The following is a 17255-nucleotide window of genomic DNA, read 5'->3' as shown; positions in this document are numbered from 1 at the left end:
AACAGGACGAATGTTCATAAAAGGAGGCGAACGCCTTGTGAGGCTAGCAGGTGCCGGGCCCACCCGAGCGGCGCTCGCCGCGGACGCGGGAGGCCGGCGGCGCCGCGGTCACACGACCAGGTCCAGGGCCAGCACCAGCAGCAGGCCGACCACCGAGATCACCGTCTCCATCGCCGACCAGGTCTTGAGGTTCTGGCCGACGCTCAGCCCGAAGTACTCCTTCACCAGCCAGAACCCGGCGTCGTTGACGTGGGAGAAGAACAGCGACCCCGCGCCGATCGCCAGCACCAGCAGCGAGGTCTGCCCGGCGCCCAGCGTGGTGACCAGCGGGGCCAGGATGCCCGAGGCGGTGACGGTCGCCACCGTCGCCGACCCGGTGGCAAGGCGGATCAGCACCGCGACCAGCCAGGCCAGCAGCAGCACCGAAAGGCCGCTGTGCTGCACCCAGTCGGCCACCAGCTTGCCGATGCCGGTGTCGACCAGCGTCTGCTTGAACCCGCCGCCGGCCGCGACGATGAGCAGGATGCCGGCGATCGGCGGCAGCGAGGCCTCCAGCGACGCGGTGATCGCCTTGCGGTCCATCGCGCCGCCGCGCCCCAGCGTGAAGATCGCCACGATGACCGCGATGAGCAACGCGACCAGCGGCGTGCCCAGGAAGTCCAGCGCGGTGCGCACCGCGGTGCCCTTGGCGGCCAGCAGGTCGGCGACGGCCTTGCCCATCATCAGCACCACCGGCAGCAGCACGGTGGCCACGGTCACCCCGAACGAGGGCCGCCGCGCGGACGGCTCCTGCTCGCGCGCGTCGTACAGCTCCGGCGCCGGCACCTGCACCCAGCGGGAGGCGTAGCGAGCGAACAGCGGGCCGGCGATGGCCACGGTGGGCAGCGCGACCAGCACGCCGAGGCCCAGAGTCAGGCCGAGGTCGGCCTTGAGCGCGTCGATGGCGACCAGCGGCCCCGGGTGCGGCGGCACCAGGCCGTGCATCACCGACAGTCCGGCAAGGGCGGGGATACCGACTCTGATCAGCGGCAGGCCCGAGCGGCGCGACACCAGGAAGATCACCGGCATCAGCAGCACGAGCCCGATCTCGAAGAACATCGGCAGGCCGATGATGGCGCCCACCGCCGCCATCGCCCAGGGCAGGGTGCGGGGGCTGGAGCGGCCGACGATGGTGTCGACGATCTCGTCGGCGCCGCCGGAGTCGGCCAGCAGCCGGCCGAACATCGCCCCCAGCGCGATCAGCGTGCCGACGCCGGCCGCCGTGCTGCCGAAGCCGTCGGTGAAACTGGTGATCACATCCGACATGGCGAGGCCGGCGACGGCGCCGACGACCAGCGAGCCGATGGTCAGGCTGAGGAACGGATGCAGCTTGAAGCGCGTGATCAGCAGCACGATCACCGCGATGCCGATCAGCGCGGCCGGCAGCAGGCGTCCGGCCGGCACCGCGGCGCCGCCGGCGGGGGCCAGCGCGAGCAGTGTGGCGTTCATGACCGTTCTCCGCGGCCCGCGGCACCACCGGCACCACCGGCACCGCCGGGGTCGGCGGGCGGTGGCGCGCCGCCGGGGGAGGCGGCGGCGAGGTAGTCCTCCACGAGCCGGTCGACGTCGTGGGTCAGGTCGAGCACGACACCGTGCTCGTCGGGCCGCAGCGGCTCCAGGGTCGCGAACTGGGAGGCGACCAGGGAGGCGGGCATGAAGTGCCCGGGCCGCCCGGCCACCCGCCGGCTCACGACCTGCTGGTCTCCGGCCAGGTGGACGAAGCAGACCTGCGGCGCCGATTCGCGAAGCACGTCGCGGTAGGAGCGCTTGAGCGCCGAGCAGCTCACCACGCCGCCGCCCGCGGCGTGCGCGGCCAGCCAGGCGCCGATCGAGCGCAGCCAGGGCAGCCGGTCGTCGTCGTCCAACGGGATGCCCGCCGACATCTTGGCGATGCTGGCGGGGCTGTGGAAGTCGTCGGCGTCGGCGAACGGCACCCGCAGGCGCTGGGCCAGCGCGGCGCCGACGGTCGTCTTACCCGAGCCGGTGACCCCCATGACGACCAGCAGCGGCGGGGTTTGCGCCGCGGCGCCGGGGGAAGTCGGGGGCGGAGGATCTGTGGGGTTCATGACGGGCCTCTCGAACGGGCTGTCGCACAGCCTGTCACGAATAATCATCCTTAATCAAGAGTGACGTGCTAATTAGTCATACTTTACTGGCGGTGGTGCGGCCCAGAGGCCTTCCCATGGGAGGATTGGCGGCCGTGGGAGCCAAAGACCAGACCAATAGCGGTCGGCACGGCAGCGTCCTGGACGGCCTCGGCGTCCAGATCACCTCCGGCGCGCTCCCCGCCGGCCACGTGCTGCGCATCGAGCAGCTCGAACACCGCTTCGGGGTCTCCCGATCGGTGGTCCGCGAGGCAATCCGGGTGCTGGAGTCGATGGGCCTTGTGTCCAGCCGGCGCCGCGTCGGGGTCACCGTCGCCCCGCGCGCCCGCTGGAACCTGTTCGACCCGCGCATCATCCGCTGGCGGCTGTCCGGCGGCGACCGCGACGGGCAGCTGCGCTCCCTGGGCGAGCTGCGCCGCGGCGTCGAACCGGTGGCCGCCGCCCTGGCCGCCCGCAACGCCACCCCCGAGCAGTGCGGGCTGCTCACCGGCGCGGTCATGAGCATGGCCGTGCACGGCAGGTCCGGCGACCTGGAGTCCTACCTGCGGGCCGACATCCTGTTCCACCGCACCCTGCTGGAGGCCTGCGGCAACGAGATGCTCGCGGCCCTCGCCGACGTGGTCGCCGAGGTGCTCGCCGGCCGTACCCACCACCACCTGATGCCCGCCCACCCCGAGCCGGCGGCGATCCGCTGGCACGCCGAGGTCGCCCAGGCGGTGCAGGCGGGCGACGCCGCCACCGCCGAGCGGTTCATGCGCCAGATCGTCGAAGAGGCCACCCACGCCATGCTCGCCGCCCCACCCGCCTGAGGGGAGTCACACCCGCCGCGTCGCGCTTGGATCTTCGACCGGCCCCTGACTTCAGCCGGTGGAACGACCGGATCCACCGGTTCGTCGGTTACCGGCATGCCGATGTCCGGTGGCGGGCCCGGGGCGGGGCGGCCGAGAGATGGTCAGGCGGATGAACAGGGGCGCGAGCAGGACCATGGCGAACAGCCGCAGGCTCTGCACGCCCGAGATCAGGGAGACGTCGGCGTGGGTGGCGGCGGCGGTGGTGAGGACGGCGTTGACGCCGCCGGGGGTGGTGGCGAGGTAGGCGTCGGTGAAGGGGATGTGTGCCATCACCGAGAGCAGCCAGGCCAGAACGGCGCAGACCGCCATGATCGACATGGTGCAGGCCAAGGCCAGCGGCAGCAGGCGCCGCATGTGTGCCAAGGTGGGACGGGTGAAGCGCAGGCCGATGTCCAGGCCGACGATGGTGAACACAGCGGTTCGCAGAGGGCCGGTCGGGGTGAAACCGCTGAGGGCGCCGCTGGCGGTGATGGCGGCGGTCAAAAGCATCGGGCCGAGCAGGGCGGGGCTCGGCAGGCGAAGGCCGCGGCCGGTCAGGGTGCCGGTGAGTGCGACGGCGGCCAGCAGAACCAGCCCGATGCCTTGATCATCGCCGGTGACCAGGCTCCAGGCCGACGGATGGGCCACTGCGGCGGTGCCTGCCGCCGGGTGGGGGGCGAGCAACCAGTGCACCAGGACGGGGGTGGTGGTGGCGACCAGAGCGACGCGCAGATACTGCAGGAATGCGACGATCCGCGGATCGGCGTCGAAGTCGGCCGCGCTGGAGATCACTGCTGCCGAGCCGCCGGCGACCATGCCGAGAGTCGCGCTCGCGCGGTCGATGCGGCCCGTACGCGCCATGATCGCGGCGGCGGCCAGGCTGAGCCCGATGGTGACCATGGTGACAGCGGCCAGCGGAAGGACCTCGGCCGCGGCCTGAGGTGCGGTGTGGGGGTCGAGATAGCCACCCATCAGTACCCCGAGGACGGCTTGGCAGCCGCGGTTGAGACGGCCGGGAACCTGGTCGGCGGTGAGCCCGCTGACGGCCAGAGCCAGCCCGGCCACCAACGGGACCAGCAGATGAGGCGCGGGCAGTATCGGCTCGGCCACCTCCCCGGCGGCGCACGCGCCGAGAATGAGCCCCAGCCAGCCGACCCAGCGCCACTGAAGACGAGCGCCGGATCGGCGGCTCAGAAAGCCGAGAACCGTTCCCATGGCAGCGATACTACGTACGGTAGTCAATCCATCACGGCACGCGATCGCCGCGGAGCCGGCTCTCCGGCCGTCCATCGTGTCCGGTCGCCGTCAGGATCGTCGTGCGCTTCGGCGGTCGATGCGCGCCTGTAACCAGGTGGCCGTCGCCGCACGGATCCGCAAGGAGGACGCGTACAGACGGTCAGGCGGCGGGGAGGCGCAGTTCGACCAGGCCACCGTCGCGCCGTCAGAGTCAGCAGCGCCACGGCGAGGGTGACGGTCGCCGCGGCGACCAGTTTGCGGCGGATCACGTGGCCGTGTAGCCCACGCCGCGGACCGTGACGATCGCCGAGGGTTATCCGATTTCGGCGAGTTTTCGGCGGATGCGCATCAGGTAGGAGTCGAGGGTGTTGGCGAGGACGCGAGAGGCGGGTGGCTCACGTAAAGCACCCACGCGCGACCATCTCGGTCGTCACCAGGGTCGCCACCGCCTCGGCGGCCAGCAGAGCCACCAGGACAACGAGTTGCACGACTCCGGCCTCGACCGGGCTCGCCCCACCGAGCAGCACCCCCACGAAGGCGCCAGGAAGAGTGACCAGCCCCACAGTCCGGGTCTGATCCAGCGCGGGTAGCAGTGCCTGGGCCGCCGCCGGGCGGCAGATCTCCACCGCCGCCTCCCTGGGGAGGAAGCCCAGCGCCAGCGCCGCCTCCACTTCTCCTCTTCGCTGGACCAGCTCCTCCACGGCTCGGCGTCCGGCGAGGGAGGTAGCGCTCAGACAGCCACCCAGCACGATCCCCGCGATCGGGATCACCACGATGCCGTCCATGGAGATCGTCCCGCTCGCGGCGAGCATCGACAGCACCGGCGCGGCGCCCGCCGCGATCGGCACCGCCGCCCACCATGCCTTCCGGCCGCGAGTGATGCGCCGGCCCGCGGTGAACGCGGCCACGCCGTACATGAGCACGACGAACCCCGCCGCGTCCGTGAAGGAGGCGACCACCCAGGCGATCAGCACCGATACCGCGCCGAGTTGGGCGGCCGCCCGCAGGCAGGCGGTGAGGACCGCTCGTCCATGTCCGAGCCGGCCGAGCCAGGCCGCCAGGGCGCCCGTCACGACCAGGGCGATCAGGACCACCGGCAGGAGAGGGGTCACAGAGATCAACGCAGAGGAACGCACAGCAGGTAGTGTGCCGCGGTTCATCATCTCGGCGACCGCCGCGGCGGTTCCCACAGCACCTTGACCCAGAGAGCACCTCCCGCATGCACAGGCGGCCGCCGGGCCGGCCCCGGGCGGCCAGGGGCGGCCAGGGGCGGGGGCGTGGTAGGTTCTGCCGCGTAAGGTGCGGCGCCCGTTCGCGGGCGTGTCGGGACATCCGGCCGGCACGGCGGCTCCCTTTGACGGGCCGTCTGATCTCTCACGAGAGAGCGTGCTTCGTCATGTCCGAGAACACCTGCCCGATCCTTCTCACCGGCGGCCGCGGCGCGGTCGCCACCCACCTGCTGGCCCTGCTGCACGCCGGCGGGCACCCCGTGCGCGTCGCCTCCCGCGCCCCCGAACGGCTGCGGGTCCCCGCCGGAGTCCCGGCCGTCGCCTGCGACCTGCGGGATCCGGCGACCTTCCCCGCCGCCCTGTCCGGCGTCGGCGCGGTCTTCCTGTACGCCGAGGCCGCCCGCATCGGCGAGTTCGTCGACGCCGCCGTCACCGCCGGCGTCCAGCACATCGTCCTGCTGTCCTCCGCGTCGGTCCTCGGAGCGGGCGCCGCCGGCGACCCGCTGGCGAGGGCGCATCTGGACGTGGAGACCGCCCTGCTGGCCGCGCCGATCGCCACCACGCTCCTGCGCCCGGGCTCGTTCGCCTCCAACGCCGCCGCGTGGTCCTGGCCCATCAGGGCCGGCCGCCCGGTCAGCCTGCCCTACCCCGACGCCCACACCGACCCTCTGCACGAACGCGACCTGGCCGAGGCCGCCCGCACGGTGCTCACCGACCCGCGCCACCGGGGCGGGCACTTCCACCTGACCGGCCCGCAGTCGCTCACCTTCCGCCGGCAACTCGACATGATCGGCGCGATCACCGGCCGGTCCGCCACGATCGCGCACGTCAGTCCCCAAGAGTGGAAGCGTGAGATGTCCGACCACATCCCCGGCCCCTACGCCGACGCCCTGGTCAACTTCTGGCGCTCCCATGACGGCCGTCCCGTCCCCCTCACCGACGCCGTCGAACGGCTCACCGGCCACACCCCTCGCACCTTCGCCACCTGGGTGGGCGACCACGTGGCCGACTTCACCGGCTGACCGGCCGGGCACCGCCGTCCCGCCCCCGTCCTCGCCGCCGCGCGCGCGAACCGGTCCCGCCGGTCAGCGCGACAGCAGATCGCGCAGCGCCCCGGCGACGCCGGCGGGGGCCTCCTCGGCCATGAAGTGGCCCCAGCCGACCGTGCTGTGCCGCAGGTCGGCGGCCCAGGCGCCCCACAGGGCCGCCGCGTCGAACCCCAGCGCGGCCCCCCAGTCCTGCTGAAGCACGGCGACCGGCATCCCCAGCCGGTGACCGGCGTCCCGATCGGCCTGGTCGTGGACGACATCGATGCCGGCGGAAGCGCGGTAGTCGGCCACGATCGAGTCGACGGCGCCCCGGGACGCCTCCAGGTAGGCCGCGCGGACCTCGGCCGGGATCGCCCCCGGGTCGCCGGCCCAGATGTCGAGAAAGTGGCCGAAGAACGCGTCCGCGGCACCGGCGATCATCCGCTCCGGCAGGCCGGGCGGCTGGGACATCAGATAGAGGTGGAAGCCGACGGCGGCGCCGACGCCGTGCATCGCCTCCCACATGTCCAAGGTCGGCAGCACGTCCAGGCAGGCCAGGTGGGTGATCGCCTGAGGGTGGTCGAGCCCGGCGCGGAAGGCGACCAACGCCCCGCGGTCGTGCCCGGCCAGCGCGAAACGCTCGTGACCGAGCGCGCGGGCCAGGGCGACGATGTCGGCGGCCATGGTGCGCTTGGCGTAGACGGCCGGGCCGGTCTCGGCGGGCTTGTCGCTGGCGCCGTAACCTCGCAGGTCGGGACAGATCACGGTGTGGCCGGCCGCCAGGTCGGCGGCGACGTGCCGCCACATCAGATGGGTCTGCGGGAAGCCGTGCAGAAGCACGACGGGACTGCCCGAGCCGCCGACGGCGACGTTGAGATGGACGCCGTCGGCGACGGGGACGCGCTGGTAGTCGAAACCGGAGATGACAGGGACCATGATCGAGCCCTTTTCTGTTGACGACCGGTGCCGGTCGGGGTGAGCGGTGGACGCCGTGTCCACGCGGCGGCCGCCGATCGGCCCGCTGCCGATCGGTCTGCGAGGGCGATGGCCGCCGCCGGGTGGAACGGGTGCCGGTCGATCCGCGGAGGGATGGACCCCGTTCGGCTGATCGCACCCCGGGGGACCGGCACTGACCAGCGTGCCGGGCCCGGATGAGCATCCGGTCAGCGCGCTACCGTGGCCAGGGGCGACACCCCCGGAGGGGGCCGGACGCCTGGAAGGACGGGAGACTCCAGGCCAGGTGGATGTCCAAGGAAGGACGGTCGGAAGGTGCGGGTCGTGTTCGGGGTGCTCGGGCCGGTGACGGCCTGGGACGGCGCTGGGTCCGCGATCGCCCTGAAGGGCCCCCGGCACCGCGCGGTGCTGGCCCGGCTGGTCGTCGCCCGCCGCCGCGTCGTCCCGGTCACCCATCTGGTCGACGACCTGTGGGAGGACCCGCCCGCGGGCGCGGTCGGCGCCGTGCGCACGTTCGTCGCCGCGTTGCGCCGCGCCCTTGAGCCCGAACGCCCGCCCCGCGCGCCCTCCCGGCTGCTGGTCACCGAGGGCCCGGGGTACGCGCTGCGCGCCGATCCCGGTTCGGTGGACGCCTGGCGCTTCGAACAGGCGGTGGCCGCCGCCGCCACGCTGCCCCCCACGCAGGCTCTCGTCCGGCTGGAGGAGGCGCTCGGCTGGTGGCGTGGCCCTGCCTACGCCGACTTCACCGCCGAGCACTGGGCCCGCGCCGAGCGTGCCCGCCTGGCCGAGCTGCGGCTGCACGCCGTGGAACGCCAGGCCGAGACCCGCCTGGCGCTGGGGCCGGCCGCCGAGGCGGTGCCCGATCTGGACGCCCACGTGACCGAGCACCCCTGGCGCGAGGACGCCTGGCGGCTGCTGGCCCTGGCGCTGTACCGCGCCGGCCGGCAAGGCGACGCCCTGGCCGTCCTGCGGCGGGCACGCACACTGCTGGTCGAGCAACTCGGCGTGGACCCGGGCCCCGCGCTCCGCCGGCTCGAAGCCGACATCCTCCACCAGGCCGACCACCTCACTCCCGCACCACCTGCCCTGGACGTGGCGCCGCCTCCAGCGCCCGGTTCGCCGCAAGAGCCGCCCTCGACCCCGGACGAGCCCTTCGACGCGGTCCCCGCTGCGGCGCCTGCGGCGATCACCGATCCGGTCCTCGATGCGGCACCTGACGCGGCGTCCGATGCGGCGTCCGATGCGATCGCGATGACCGATGCGATGACCGGTGGGGCGGCCGTTGGTGCCGCCGGGGCGGCCGAGCCGCCCGATCCCCCGGGAGTGTCCGGCTCGGCGGCGGAGGTGTGGGCGCGGACGGCCGCGGTGTACGACCGCGCCGTGCCCTCCGGTGCCCGGGCCCGCCTGGAGTCGACGGTGGGCCTGCTGCGCAGCCTCGCGGTCACCGGAGGCGGCGGCCTCCAGGCCGCCCGCAGGCACCGGGTGGCCGCCGTGACGGCGGCGGAGGAACTGGGCGACCCCGAGCTGACCGCCCGGGTCATAGGCGCCTACGACGTCCCGGCCATCTGGACCCGTCTGGACGACCCGCCGCAGGCGGCGCGGGTCGTGGCGGCGGCCGAGCGCACGCTGGCCGCCCTGCCGCCGGGAGCGCACGAGGCGGCCCGGGCCCGTCTGCTGGCCACGATCGCGCTGGAGTCACGCGGCACCCGCGCGGCGCGGGGCCCCGAGGCCGCGCGCCAGGCCGAGCGGATCGCCCGCCGTCTGGACGATCCCGCCCTGCTGGCCTTCGCGCTCAACGGCGCGTTCATGCAGAGTTTCGCGCGTGCGGGGCTGGCACCGCGCCGCGACGAGATCGGCGCCGAACTGGTCACCCTGGCGGCCCGGCACGGTCTGGCCACCTACGAGGTGCTCGGGCACCTCATCCGCCTGCAGGCCCGGTGCGCGCTCGCCGACTTCGCGGCGGCCGACGCCCACGCTCGCGCCGCGGACCGCCTGGCCGAACGCCACGAGCTGCCGCTGCTGGGCGTGTTCACCGAGTGGTACCGGGCGCTGCGGCTGGATGTGACCGGGCAGGCGCCGGTGGCCGAGGTGGAGGCGGCCTACCTGCGGGCCGCCACCCGGCTGGAGGGCGCGGGGATGCCGGGGCTGGAGCGGGGACTGCTGCCGCTGGCGCTTCTGTGCCTGCGCGTGCGGCATGGGCTGCCGCCTGTGGCCGCCGGCGAACGCGCCGGCTGGGGCCCGTACGCTCCCTGGGCCCGTCCGGTGGTCCTGGTGGCCGAGGGCCGGTGCCAGGAGGCCGCCGCGGCGTTGCGCGAGATGCCCGACCCGCCCCGCGACCTGCTGTTCGAGGCCCTGTGGTGCCTGGCCGCACGCGCGGCCGCCGCCGTGGGTGATCGGCCGTTGATGCGCCGCGCCATCGCCGAGCTCACCCCGGCGGCGGCCGAGTCGGCCGGCGCGGGCAGCGGGCTGCTCACCCTGGGCCCGGTCTCCCGGCACCTCGCCGACCTGACCACCGCCCTGGCGCACGATGCCCCCCACCCCGGGGAGCGGACCAAGTACGGGAGAAAGGGATAGTGGAGCGTTGAGGCGCTGCTCAGAGGGCTCGTTCGTCCGATGATGTGACCCTCCGCTTGGGGTTGGTTGCGGTTTGGTGAACACGCCATCCGGTGGGGGTTGATCGTCGCTACGGTTCCGGCGTCTTGGATGCCGGGATCGATGCGAGGGACGGCCCTGGGATGACGTGGATCGAGCGGACCGCCTATCCGCAGTTCAAGCGGCTGACGTCGGCGCGGATGCTGCACGTGTTCTTCACGCCCTCGCCGGAAGAGGTGGCCTGGGCCGAAAAGCGCACTGGCAGCCCCGAATCGTGCTTTGCGCTGGTGCTGGCGTTGAAGTGTTTTCAGAAGATGGCGCGCTTCCCGTCCCCGGACGAGATCCCCGAGGTGGTGGTCGACCACGTCCGGCGTTGCCTGGAGTCGGCCGAGGACGTCTGGCCGGACCATGGCTCTTCCGGCAGCGCGAAGGCGCATCGCAAGCTGGTGCGCCAGCGTCAGGCTTCGCCACGATCCTGCGGCGGATGGGCGAGGCCGGCCAGGCCCGGATGGAAGGTCTGCTCGTCGTCGGGCCGGACGGCGAGTCGACGTTCAACCGGCTGAAGAAGCCCGCCCGGCGGGCCACCTGGTCGCGCTTCCGTGAGCAGGTGAGATGGCTGGATCAGGTGGATGCGCTCGGCGACACCGACGCAGCTATCTGGCCGACCCGGCGCTGCGGGCCCACATCTGTCCGTTCCGGCGCCCGTCGAGCCCGGACGCGACGACGCCCGTCAGCCCTGGACGCCGACGACCTCCAGTAGCCGCAGCCGCTCGGCGGTCTCGCTACCCTCCGCCACGGTGAAGGCCATGATCCGCAGATCGGTGCCGAGCGCCGCGAGGATGTCGCAGTCGAGGGTGAGTTCGCCGACGCTCGAGTGCCGGACCGTCTTGGTCAGGGGCTCGTGCACACCTACCACCCCGGAGCCCCACAGCGCCGCGAAGTCACCGCTCCGGGCAAGGAGCTCATCGATCAGTGCGGCCAGTCCGGCATCCTTCGGATAGCGAGCCGACGCCGCTCTCAGGTCGGACATGAAGGCGGCGCGGTGACCCGTCTCCCTGCTCACCGCCCGGGGGTATCCGGCGGGTGGTTCCACGAAGGACCACCACACCGCATTCCTCCCGAAGCCGCGTGACGCGGGCGGGTTGCCGAACAGCGCGGCCCACAACCGGTTCCACGTGATGAGGTTCCATGCGGCGTCGTACACGCTCAGCGGTGTGCCGGTCAGCCGATCCAGCAGGCGCTGGACGCCTGCCGGCACATGGTCGGAAATCTGCCCGGGGCCCGGCACCGCCTGACCGGCGAGCACGAAGAGGTGCTCACGCTCCGCCGTCGTCAGCCGCAACGCCCGAGCCAGCGCGGACAGTACTTGGGGGGACGGATTCGTCGACCTGCTCTGTTCGAGCCGCACGATGTAGTCGACGGACAAGCCGGTGAGCAGGGCGAGCTCCTCACGCCGTAGTCCCGGCGCGCGCCGGCGTCCGTCGTCCGGCAGACCGGCCTCGGCCGGCTTCGTGCGATCCCGCCAGGCGTGCAAGGACCTGCCAAGATCGGTGGATCCGGTCATCTCCCCAGTATGGGCAATCGGCCGCGTCCCGTCGTGGTACTCCGGGTCCACTGGCTGCGGCGGGTACTGGTTGATGCCCGCGGGTCCGCGGAAGGTGGATGTACCGGCCGACGGGCGGTGGTCGGCGGGGGGACCCACTCGCCGGTCGGGACCGAAGGAGCACGTTCATGAAGTATCGCAACCTCGGGCGGACCGGGATCAAGGTCAGCCCCTACGCACTTGGCACGTTGATGTTCGCCAGCCAGATGGGCAACGACCCGGACGAGTCGGTCCGGATCATCCACAAGGCGACCGACGCCGGGATCAACCTCATCGATACCGCCGACCGCTACGCCGACTCCGAGGACATCGTCGGAAAGGCCCTCAAGGGCCGCCGCGACGAGGTGGTCCTGGCCACCAAGGTCGGCATGCCCATGGGCGAGGGCGTCAACCAGCAGGGTGCCTCCCGCCGCTGGATCACCACCGCCGTCGAGAACTCCCTGCGCCGGCTCGGCACCGACTACATCGACATTTATCAGCTCCAGCGGCCTGACCCGGACACCGACCTGGAGGAGACCCTTTCCGTTCTGACCGACCTCGTCAGGGCCGGCAAGGTGCGCGTGATCGGTTCCTCGACGACGCCCGCCTCGGTGATCGTCCAGGCGCAGTGGGCCGCCGAACGCGCCGGCCTGCAGCGGTTCCGCACCGAGCAGCCGCCGTACTCGATCCTGAACCGCGGCATCGAACGGGAGGTCCTGCCGCTGGCGCAGGAGTACGGCATGGGCGTCATGGCGTGGGGTCCATTCGGCCAGGGCCTGCTGACCGGCCGGGTGCGCAAGGGCGGTGAGAACGACCTCAAACGCGTCCGGTTCTCCCGCCACCTCACCGACGAGCGCCGCATCGACGTCGTCGAACAGCTCATCCCGCTCGCCGAGGAGGCCGGCCTGCCCATGACCCACCTGGCCATGGCGTTCGCCATCGCCCACCCGGGCGTCACCGCCGCGCTCCTCGGCCCGCGCACCATGGAACACCTCGACGACCTTCTGGCCGGGGCCGACGTCGAGCTGTCCGACGACATCCTCGACCGGATCGACAAGATCGTCCCGCCGGGCACCGAGGTCAGCGCGCTCGACCAGGAGTACAAGCCCCCGGCATTGCTCGACCCCACTCTCCGGCGTCGTCCCGCCGGGCTCCGGTCGGCGGCCTGAGCCCGGAGGCCAGGCGGCGGCCTGCCCGGGAGGTGGTCCGGCCCTGGCACACCGCAGGCGGGTGCACGAGGAAGGCTCAGCGCGCCCCGCTCACCGTGGCGCCCCCCTCACCGGCCACACCAACACGGTGTACGCGGTGGCGTTCAGCCCGGACGGCAAACGCCTGGCCAGCGCCGGCCACGACAAGACGGTGCGGATGTGGGACGTCGCCTTGCCACCCGATCATCTTCCGCTTCTTCGAGAGGCCTGTGGCATCGCGATCCGGTCGTTCACGCCTCACCGGAGCCTATGCCGCGCCGGCCGACCCGAGCCCTGCGTCCTTTACCGGGAAGCGCTGGAACCGGCCGGCACCGAACTCGAACGGGAGCAGACGTGCCGCGGGCTCCAGGCCGTGCGGGCCGCACTTGCCGGCGAGCCCGGCCGCCCTCCGTGACCCCTGCCAAGCGCCCTTCGGTCGTGGGGCGCGCGGGCAGGCCCGCGCGCGTCTGCTATATCGGTCATGTTTGTGATGTCCGGTCAAGTGAGGAGCGGGAGCGCCGTGCCCGAGGTACACGCGACGATCCGGGCGGCGACGCTCGGCGACCTTCCGGCCGTCGCGGCCATCTACACCCACTACGTCCTGGGAGGCGTCGCCACCTTCGAGGAGACGCCGCCGGGCCTTGAGGACTGGCGGCGGCGCCTGGACGACCTGGCCGGGCGCGCGCTGCCGTTCCTGGTGGCCGAACTGGACGGGACGGTGGCCGGGTACGCCTACGCCGGGCCGTTCCGGCCCAAGCCCGCCTACCGGCACACCGTCGAGGACAGCATCTACCTGGCCCCCGGCCACACCGGGCGAGGGCTCGGCCGGGCGCTGATGGGCCCGCTGCTGTCCGGGTGCACCCGGGCGGGCGCCCGCCAGATGGTGGCCGTCATCGCCGACACCGGCGACCCCGGCTCGATCGCGCTGCACGAGGCCTTCGGGTTCACCCGGGCGGGGCTGCTGAAGGAGGTCGGCCACAAGCACGGCCGCTGGATCGACACCGTGCTGATGCAGCGCGCCCTGACCCCCACCGGCGACTGACCGGCGACCGACCTGTCCTGCCGGACGCCGGCACCCGCCTGGCAGGCCCAACGCCGGCACCCCGCCTGACAGGCCCACCCACCCGTTCGCAGGGCCGGCCGCCGGGTCCCCTCACCTCCGGTCGAACCCCGCCCACACGGGGGACCGGGACGCCGGCGCGCACGACCACCCGGCCCGTCAGGTCGCACGAGAGGACACCGGCTCTGTCAGCGACGCTCGGCGCCGGCCCCCGCCGCAGGCGGCCGGGCCGCCCCGGACTGACCGGCCGCCGTCGCGCCGGCCCCCGCCCGCGAGAGCGGCACGACGGCGGCGCGGACCTGGCGGGCGGCCTCGACCATGGCGGCCAGCGCGGACTCCACCTGCCGGTAGGTGCGGGTCTTCAGCCCGCAGTCGGGATTGACCCACACCTGGGCGGCCGGCAGCGCGCGCAGCGCCGCCTCGATCCCACCGGCCACCTCCGCGGCGTCCGGCACCCGCGGAGAGTGGATGTCGTACACCCCCGGCCCCAGGCCGCGGGCGAAGGCGGCCACGGCCGGTTCGGCGAGCAGCCGCCCGTGGGAGCGGGCCGACTCCACGGTGGTGACGTCGGCGTCCAGCGCGTCGATCGCCTGCAGGATCTGCCCGGCGTCGGAGTAGCACAGGTGGGTGTGGATCTGGGTGCGGTCACCGGCGCCGCCGGTCGCCCGCCGGTAGGCGCCGACGGCCCATGCGAGGTAGGCGGCCTGCCCGGCGGCGCGCAGCGGCATCAGCTCGCGCAGGGCGGGCTCGTCGACCTGGATGACGGCGGTGCCGGCGGCCTCCAGGTCGGCCACCTCCTGGCGGACGGCGTCGGCGATCTGGGCGACCACCCGGGCCAGCGGCAGGTCCTCGCGGACGAACGACCAGGCGGCGATGGTGACCGGGCCGGTGAGCATGCCCTTGACCGGCCGGGTGGTCAGCGACTGGGCGTAGCGGGTCCAGCGCACGGTGATCGGCTCGGGACGGCGCACGTCGCCGTGCAAGATAGGCGGGCGCGTGCAGCGCGAGCCGTAGGATTGGACCCAGCCGTGCCGGGTGACGGCGAACCCCTCCAGGTGCTCGGCGAAGTACTGCACCATGTCGTTGCGTTCGGGCTCCCCGTGCACCAGCACGTCCAGGCCGAGCCGCTCCTGCAGCCCGATCACCTGGTGGATCTCCCGCCGCACCCGCTCCTCGTAGTCCTCTACGCTCAGGCGCCCGGCGGCCAGCGCGGCGCGGGCCGCGCGCAGCTCACCGGTCTGGGGGAAGGAGCCGATGGTCGTGGTCGCCAGCGGCGGCAGCCCGAGATGGGCCTGCTGGGCCGCCGCGCGCACCGGGTAGGGGCTGCGGGCGGGCGCCGCAGGGACGGGGGAGGGGTCGGCCGCGGCCTGCCGGGACGCGGGGTCGTGCCGGTCGGGAGCGGGGGCGCCGGCGGGGACGCCGGCCAGGCGCCCGGCGAGTTCGACCACCTCGGAGACCTTCTGCTCGGCGAAGGCCAGGCGGGCGCGCAGCCGGGGGTCCAGCCCGTCTTCCCGTTCGACGTCGTAGGGCAGGTGCAGCAGCGAGCAGGACGTGGAGACCACGACCCGGGCGGCGGCGGGGCGCAGGGCCAGCAGGGTGGCAAGGGCCCGCCGCTGGTCGGTGCGCCACACCTCACGCCCGCCGACCACTCCGGCCACCACGGTCTTGGCGGCCAGTCCGGGCGTCCGCAGCGCGGCGTCCAGGCCGGCGGCTCCGCGCACCAGGTCCAGGCCGATCGCCTCGACCGGAGTGCCGGCCAGGACGGGCAGCGCCGCGCCGAGCTCTCCGTAGGCGGAGGCGACCAGCAGCGCGGGACGGTCGGTGAGGGCGCCGAGCCTCCGGTAGGCCTCCCCGGTGGCGGCCAGTTCGGCGGGGGTGCGGTCGGCCACCAGCGCCGGTTCGTCCAGCTGCACCCATGGGACGCCTTCGGCCGCCAGCGCCGACAGCACCCGCTCGTAGACCTCCAGCAGGTCCCGCAGGCGCTCCAGCGGGCGGAACCCGGCCGGGGCGCCGGGCCCGGACTGCGACAGCAGCAGGAAGGTGACCGGGCCGAGCAGGACGGGCCGGGTGGTGAGGCCCAGAGCGCGGGCCTGGCGGACCTCGGCCACCGGCTTGTCGCACACGGCGCGAAAGACGGTGTCCGGGCCGATCTCCGGGACGATGTAGTGGTAGTTGGTGTCGAACCACTTGGTCATGCGCAACGGGGTGGCGTGCTCGTCCCCGCGCGCCATGGCGAAGGCGGTGTCCTCGGCCTGCGGGCGGCGATGACGGCCGGGCACCGCGTCGACCATGATCGCGGTGTCCAGGACGTGGTCGTAGAAGGAGAAGGTGTTGGAGGGCAGGGCGGCCAGGCCGAGCTCGGCCAGGCGCAGCCAGGTCCGCTCGCGCAGGCCCGCGCCCGTGGCGCGCAGCTCCCGCAGGCCGATGTCCTGCCGCCAGTACGCCTCCAGGGCGCGTTTGAGCTCCCGGTCCGGGCCGATGCGGGGATACCCGAGCACGGTGGAGGCGGGGAAGGGGGCTGTCATTGGTGGCTCCTGGTTCACGAGTCCGGCACGACCTCCGGCATCCTGCCCACCCCACTCCCCGCGCGGCCAGATCAATCGACAACACTTATAGATCATGTGAACGCGTAGGCCGCCGGCCCGGATGGTGGGGGAGGGCCGGCACGCCCGCGCCGCCTGGACGAGTCGCCCGGTGAAGACCCGAAGCACTCCGAAGGACCCTATTCATGGGCCTTATCGATCTGACCGCGGACCGCCTCGGCTACTGGTCACGTATCCCGGAGTTCCGGCGTGATCGAGGTCATGGCCCAGCCGGGGCGCCCGGCTCGCCGGCCGGTACCACCGGCTCCTCCCGCCCCGGCGGCGCCGATCCCACCGCCACGACGGACCGAACCGCGGACCGAACCCGCGGCGTGGCGGGCACCTCACATTCTCGAGGGTTGTGTCGTCGGGCCATTGAGACACCCTTGCGCGCGCCGATCGCCGCCGTCTCACCCGTCCGCAGCCGTCAAGGAGCCACCCATGTTCGTGCGTGTCGCGATCACCCTGCAAACGCTGGTCCTGTTCGTCCAGACGATCACCGCCGGGCTGTTGCTGTCCTTGCCCGGCGGCCACACCTTCCACAGCGCCGGGGCGTACACCATGTTCACCGTGGCGGTCATCAACGTGGCCGGCACGATTTTGGCCTGGCGGCCCGGCGGCGGCTCACCCCGGCCCATCCTGCACACGGCCGGGTTCCTCGGCCTCACGCTGGCGCAGGTGGCGCTCGGCATCGCGCACATGAAAACCCTGCACGTCCCCCTCGGCGCGCTGATGTTCGGGATCAGCCTCGTCCAGCTCAGCCAGGCCTGGTCCGGCCGCCGCACCCGCGCGACCGGCACGGCCTGACCGCGCCCCTGCCGTCCGCGTCGC

The 17255-nt window shown here is 73.3% G+C and carries 15 protein-coding genes; 8 read left to right on the top strand and 7 right to left on the bottom strand.

The features are described 5' to 3' along the window. Positions 1-108: 108 nt before the first annotated feature. Entirely contained in the window at positions 109-1488 is a 1380-nt protein-coding gene (locus ABZU32_RS27245; protein ID WP_354926357.1) for a gluconate:H+ symporter, read from the bottom strand. After that, complete coding sequence (locus ABZU32_RS27240; RefSeq protein WP_354926355.1) at positions 1485-2105, bottom strand: gluconokinase; 621 nt, start codon at positions 2103-2105, stop codon at positions 1485-1487. Before ABZU32_RS27240 ends, ABZU32_RS27245 begins: the two co-directional genes overlap by 4 nt. 134 nt (positions 2106-2239) lie before the next feature. On the opposite strand from ABZU32_RS27240, the gene ABZU32_RS27235 reads away from it, so the two are divergent. Further along, complete coding sequence (locus ABZU32_RS27235; RefSeq protein WP_354926353.1) at positions 2240-2953, top strand: FCD domain-containing protein; 714 nt, start codon at positions 2240-2242, stop codon at positions 2951-2953. A 51-nt stretch (positions 2954-3004) separates the two neighbouring features. Here ABZU32_RS27235 and ABZU32_RS27230 read toward each other — a convergent pair whose 3' ends face one another. After that, positions 3005-4189, bottom strand: a complete 1185-nt coding sequence (locus ABZU32_RS27230) for an AbrB family transcriptional regulator (RefSeq protein WP_354926351.1) — start codon at positions 4187-4189, stop codon at positions 3005-3007. Positions 4190-4605: 416 nt separating this feature from the next. Next, the gene (locus ABZU32_RS27225; protein WP_354926349.1) at positions 4606-5322 is read right to left on the bottom strand and encodes an ABC transporter permease; all 717 of its coding nucleotides are present in this window, start codon (positions 5320-5322) and stop codon (positions 4606-4608) included. Between the two features lie 284 nt (positions 5323-5606). On the opposite strand from ABZU32_RS27225, the gene ABZU32_RS27220 reads away from it, so the two are divergent. Next, complete coding sequence (locus ABZU32_RS27220) at positions 5607-6461, top strand: NAD(P)H-binding protein (protein ID WP_354926347.1); 855 nt, start codon at positions 5607-5609, stop codon at positions 6459-6461. A gap of 63 nt (positions 6462-6524) precedes the next feature. Here the strand turns inward: ABZU32_RS27220 and ABZU32_RS27215 are convergent, their stop codons facing one another. Further along, positions 6525-7403, bottom strand: a complete 879-nt coding sequence (locus ABZU32_RS27215) for an alpha/beta fold hydrolase (protein ID WP_354926345.1) — start codon at positions 7401-7403, stop codon at positions 6525-6527. A gap of 333 nt (positions 7404-7736) precedes the next feature. On the opposite strand from ABZU32_RS27215, the gene ABZU32_RS27210 reads away from it, so the two are divergent. Together ABZU32_RS27210 and ABZU32_RS27205 are read left to right on the top strand one after the other, a co-directional pair. Next, complete coding sequence (locus tag ABZU32_RS27210; protein WP_354926343.1) at positions 7737-9995, top strand: BTAD domain-containing putative transcriptional regulator; 2259 nt, start codon at positions 7737-7739, stop codon at positions 9993-9995. Between the two features lie 161 nt (positions 9996-10156). Next, positions 10157-10576 (top strand): DUF4158 domain-containing protein, encoded by a 420-nt coding sequence (locus tag ABZU32_RS27205; RefSeq protein ID WP_354926341.1) that lies wholly within the window; start codon positions 10157-10159, stop codon positions 10574-10576. Positions 10577-10743: 167 nt separating this feature from the next. On the opposite strand, the gene ABZU32_RS27200 is transcribed toward ABZU32_RS27205, so the two are convergent. Next, complete coding sequence (locus tag ABZU32_RS27200) at positions 10744-11577, bottom strand: helix-turn-helix transcriptional regulator (RefSeq protein ID WP_354926339.1); 834 nt, start codon at positions 11575-11577, stop codon at positions 10744-10746. Between the two features lie 167 nt (positions 11578-11744). On the opposite strand from ABZU32_RS27200, the gene ABZU32_RS27195 reads away from it, so the two are divergent. From ABZU32_RS27195 to ABZU32_RS27185, 3 genes are all read left to right on the top strand, one after another. Continuing rightward, positions 11745-12764, top strand: a complete 1020-nt coding sequence (locus tag ABZU32_RS27195; protein ID WP_354926337.1) for an aldo/keto reductase — start codon at positions 11745-11747, stop codon at positions 12762-12764. A gap of 61 nt (positions 12765-12825) precedes the next feature. Then, positions 12826-13197 carry a WD40 repeat domain-containing protein gene (locus ABZU32_RS27190; RefSeq protein WP_354926335.1) on the top strand — a complete coding sequence of 124 codons (372 nt, stop codon included), beginning with the start codon at positions 12826-12828 and terminating at the stop codon, positions 13195-13197. Between the two features lie 105 nt (positions 13198-13302). After that, positions 13303-13824 carry an N-acetyltransferase family protein gene (locus ABZU32_RS27185; RefSeq protein ID WP_354926333.1) on the top strand — a complete coding sequence of 174 codons (522 nt, stop codon included), beginning with the start codon at positions 13303-13305 and terminating at the stop codon, positions 13822-13824. A 206-nt stretch (positions 13825-14030) separates the two neighbouring features. On the opposite strand, the gene metE is transcribed toward ABZU32_RS27185, so the two are convergent. Continuing rightward, entirely contained in the window at positions 14031-16367 is a 2337-nt protein-coding gene (metE, locus tag ABZU32_RS27180) for a 5-methyltetrahydropteroyltriglutamate--homocysteine S-methyltransferase (RefSeq protein WP_354926331.1), read from the bottom strand. 498 nt (positions 16368-16865) lie between these two features. Here metE and ABZU32_RS27175 point away from each other — a divergent pair, with 498 nt between their 5' ends. Then, positions 16866-17231 (top strand): hypothetical protein, encoded by a 366-nt coding sequence (locus ABZU32_RS27175; protein ID WP_354926329.1) that lies wholly within the window; start codon positions 16866-16868, stop codon positions 17229-17231. The last annotated feature ends 24 nt before the right edge of the window (positions 17232-17255 follow it).

This window comes from Sphaerisporangium sp. NPDC005288 (assembly GCF_040607475.1).
GTDB classification, from domain to species: Bacteria; Actinomycetota; Actinomycetes; order Streptosporangiales; family Streptosporangiaceae; genus Sphaerisporangium; species Sphaerisporangium rhizosphaerae.
The sequence above is the reverse complement of the archived record's forward strand: the minus strand, read 5'-3'. Positions and strand labels throughout refer to the sequence as shown.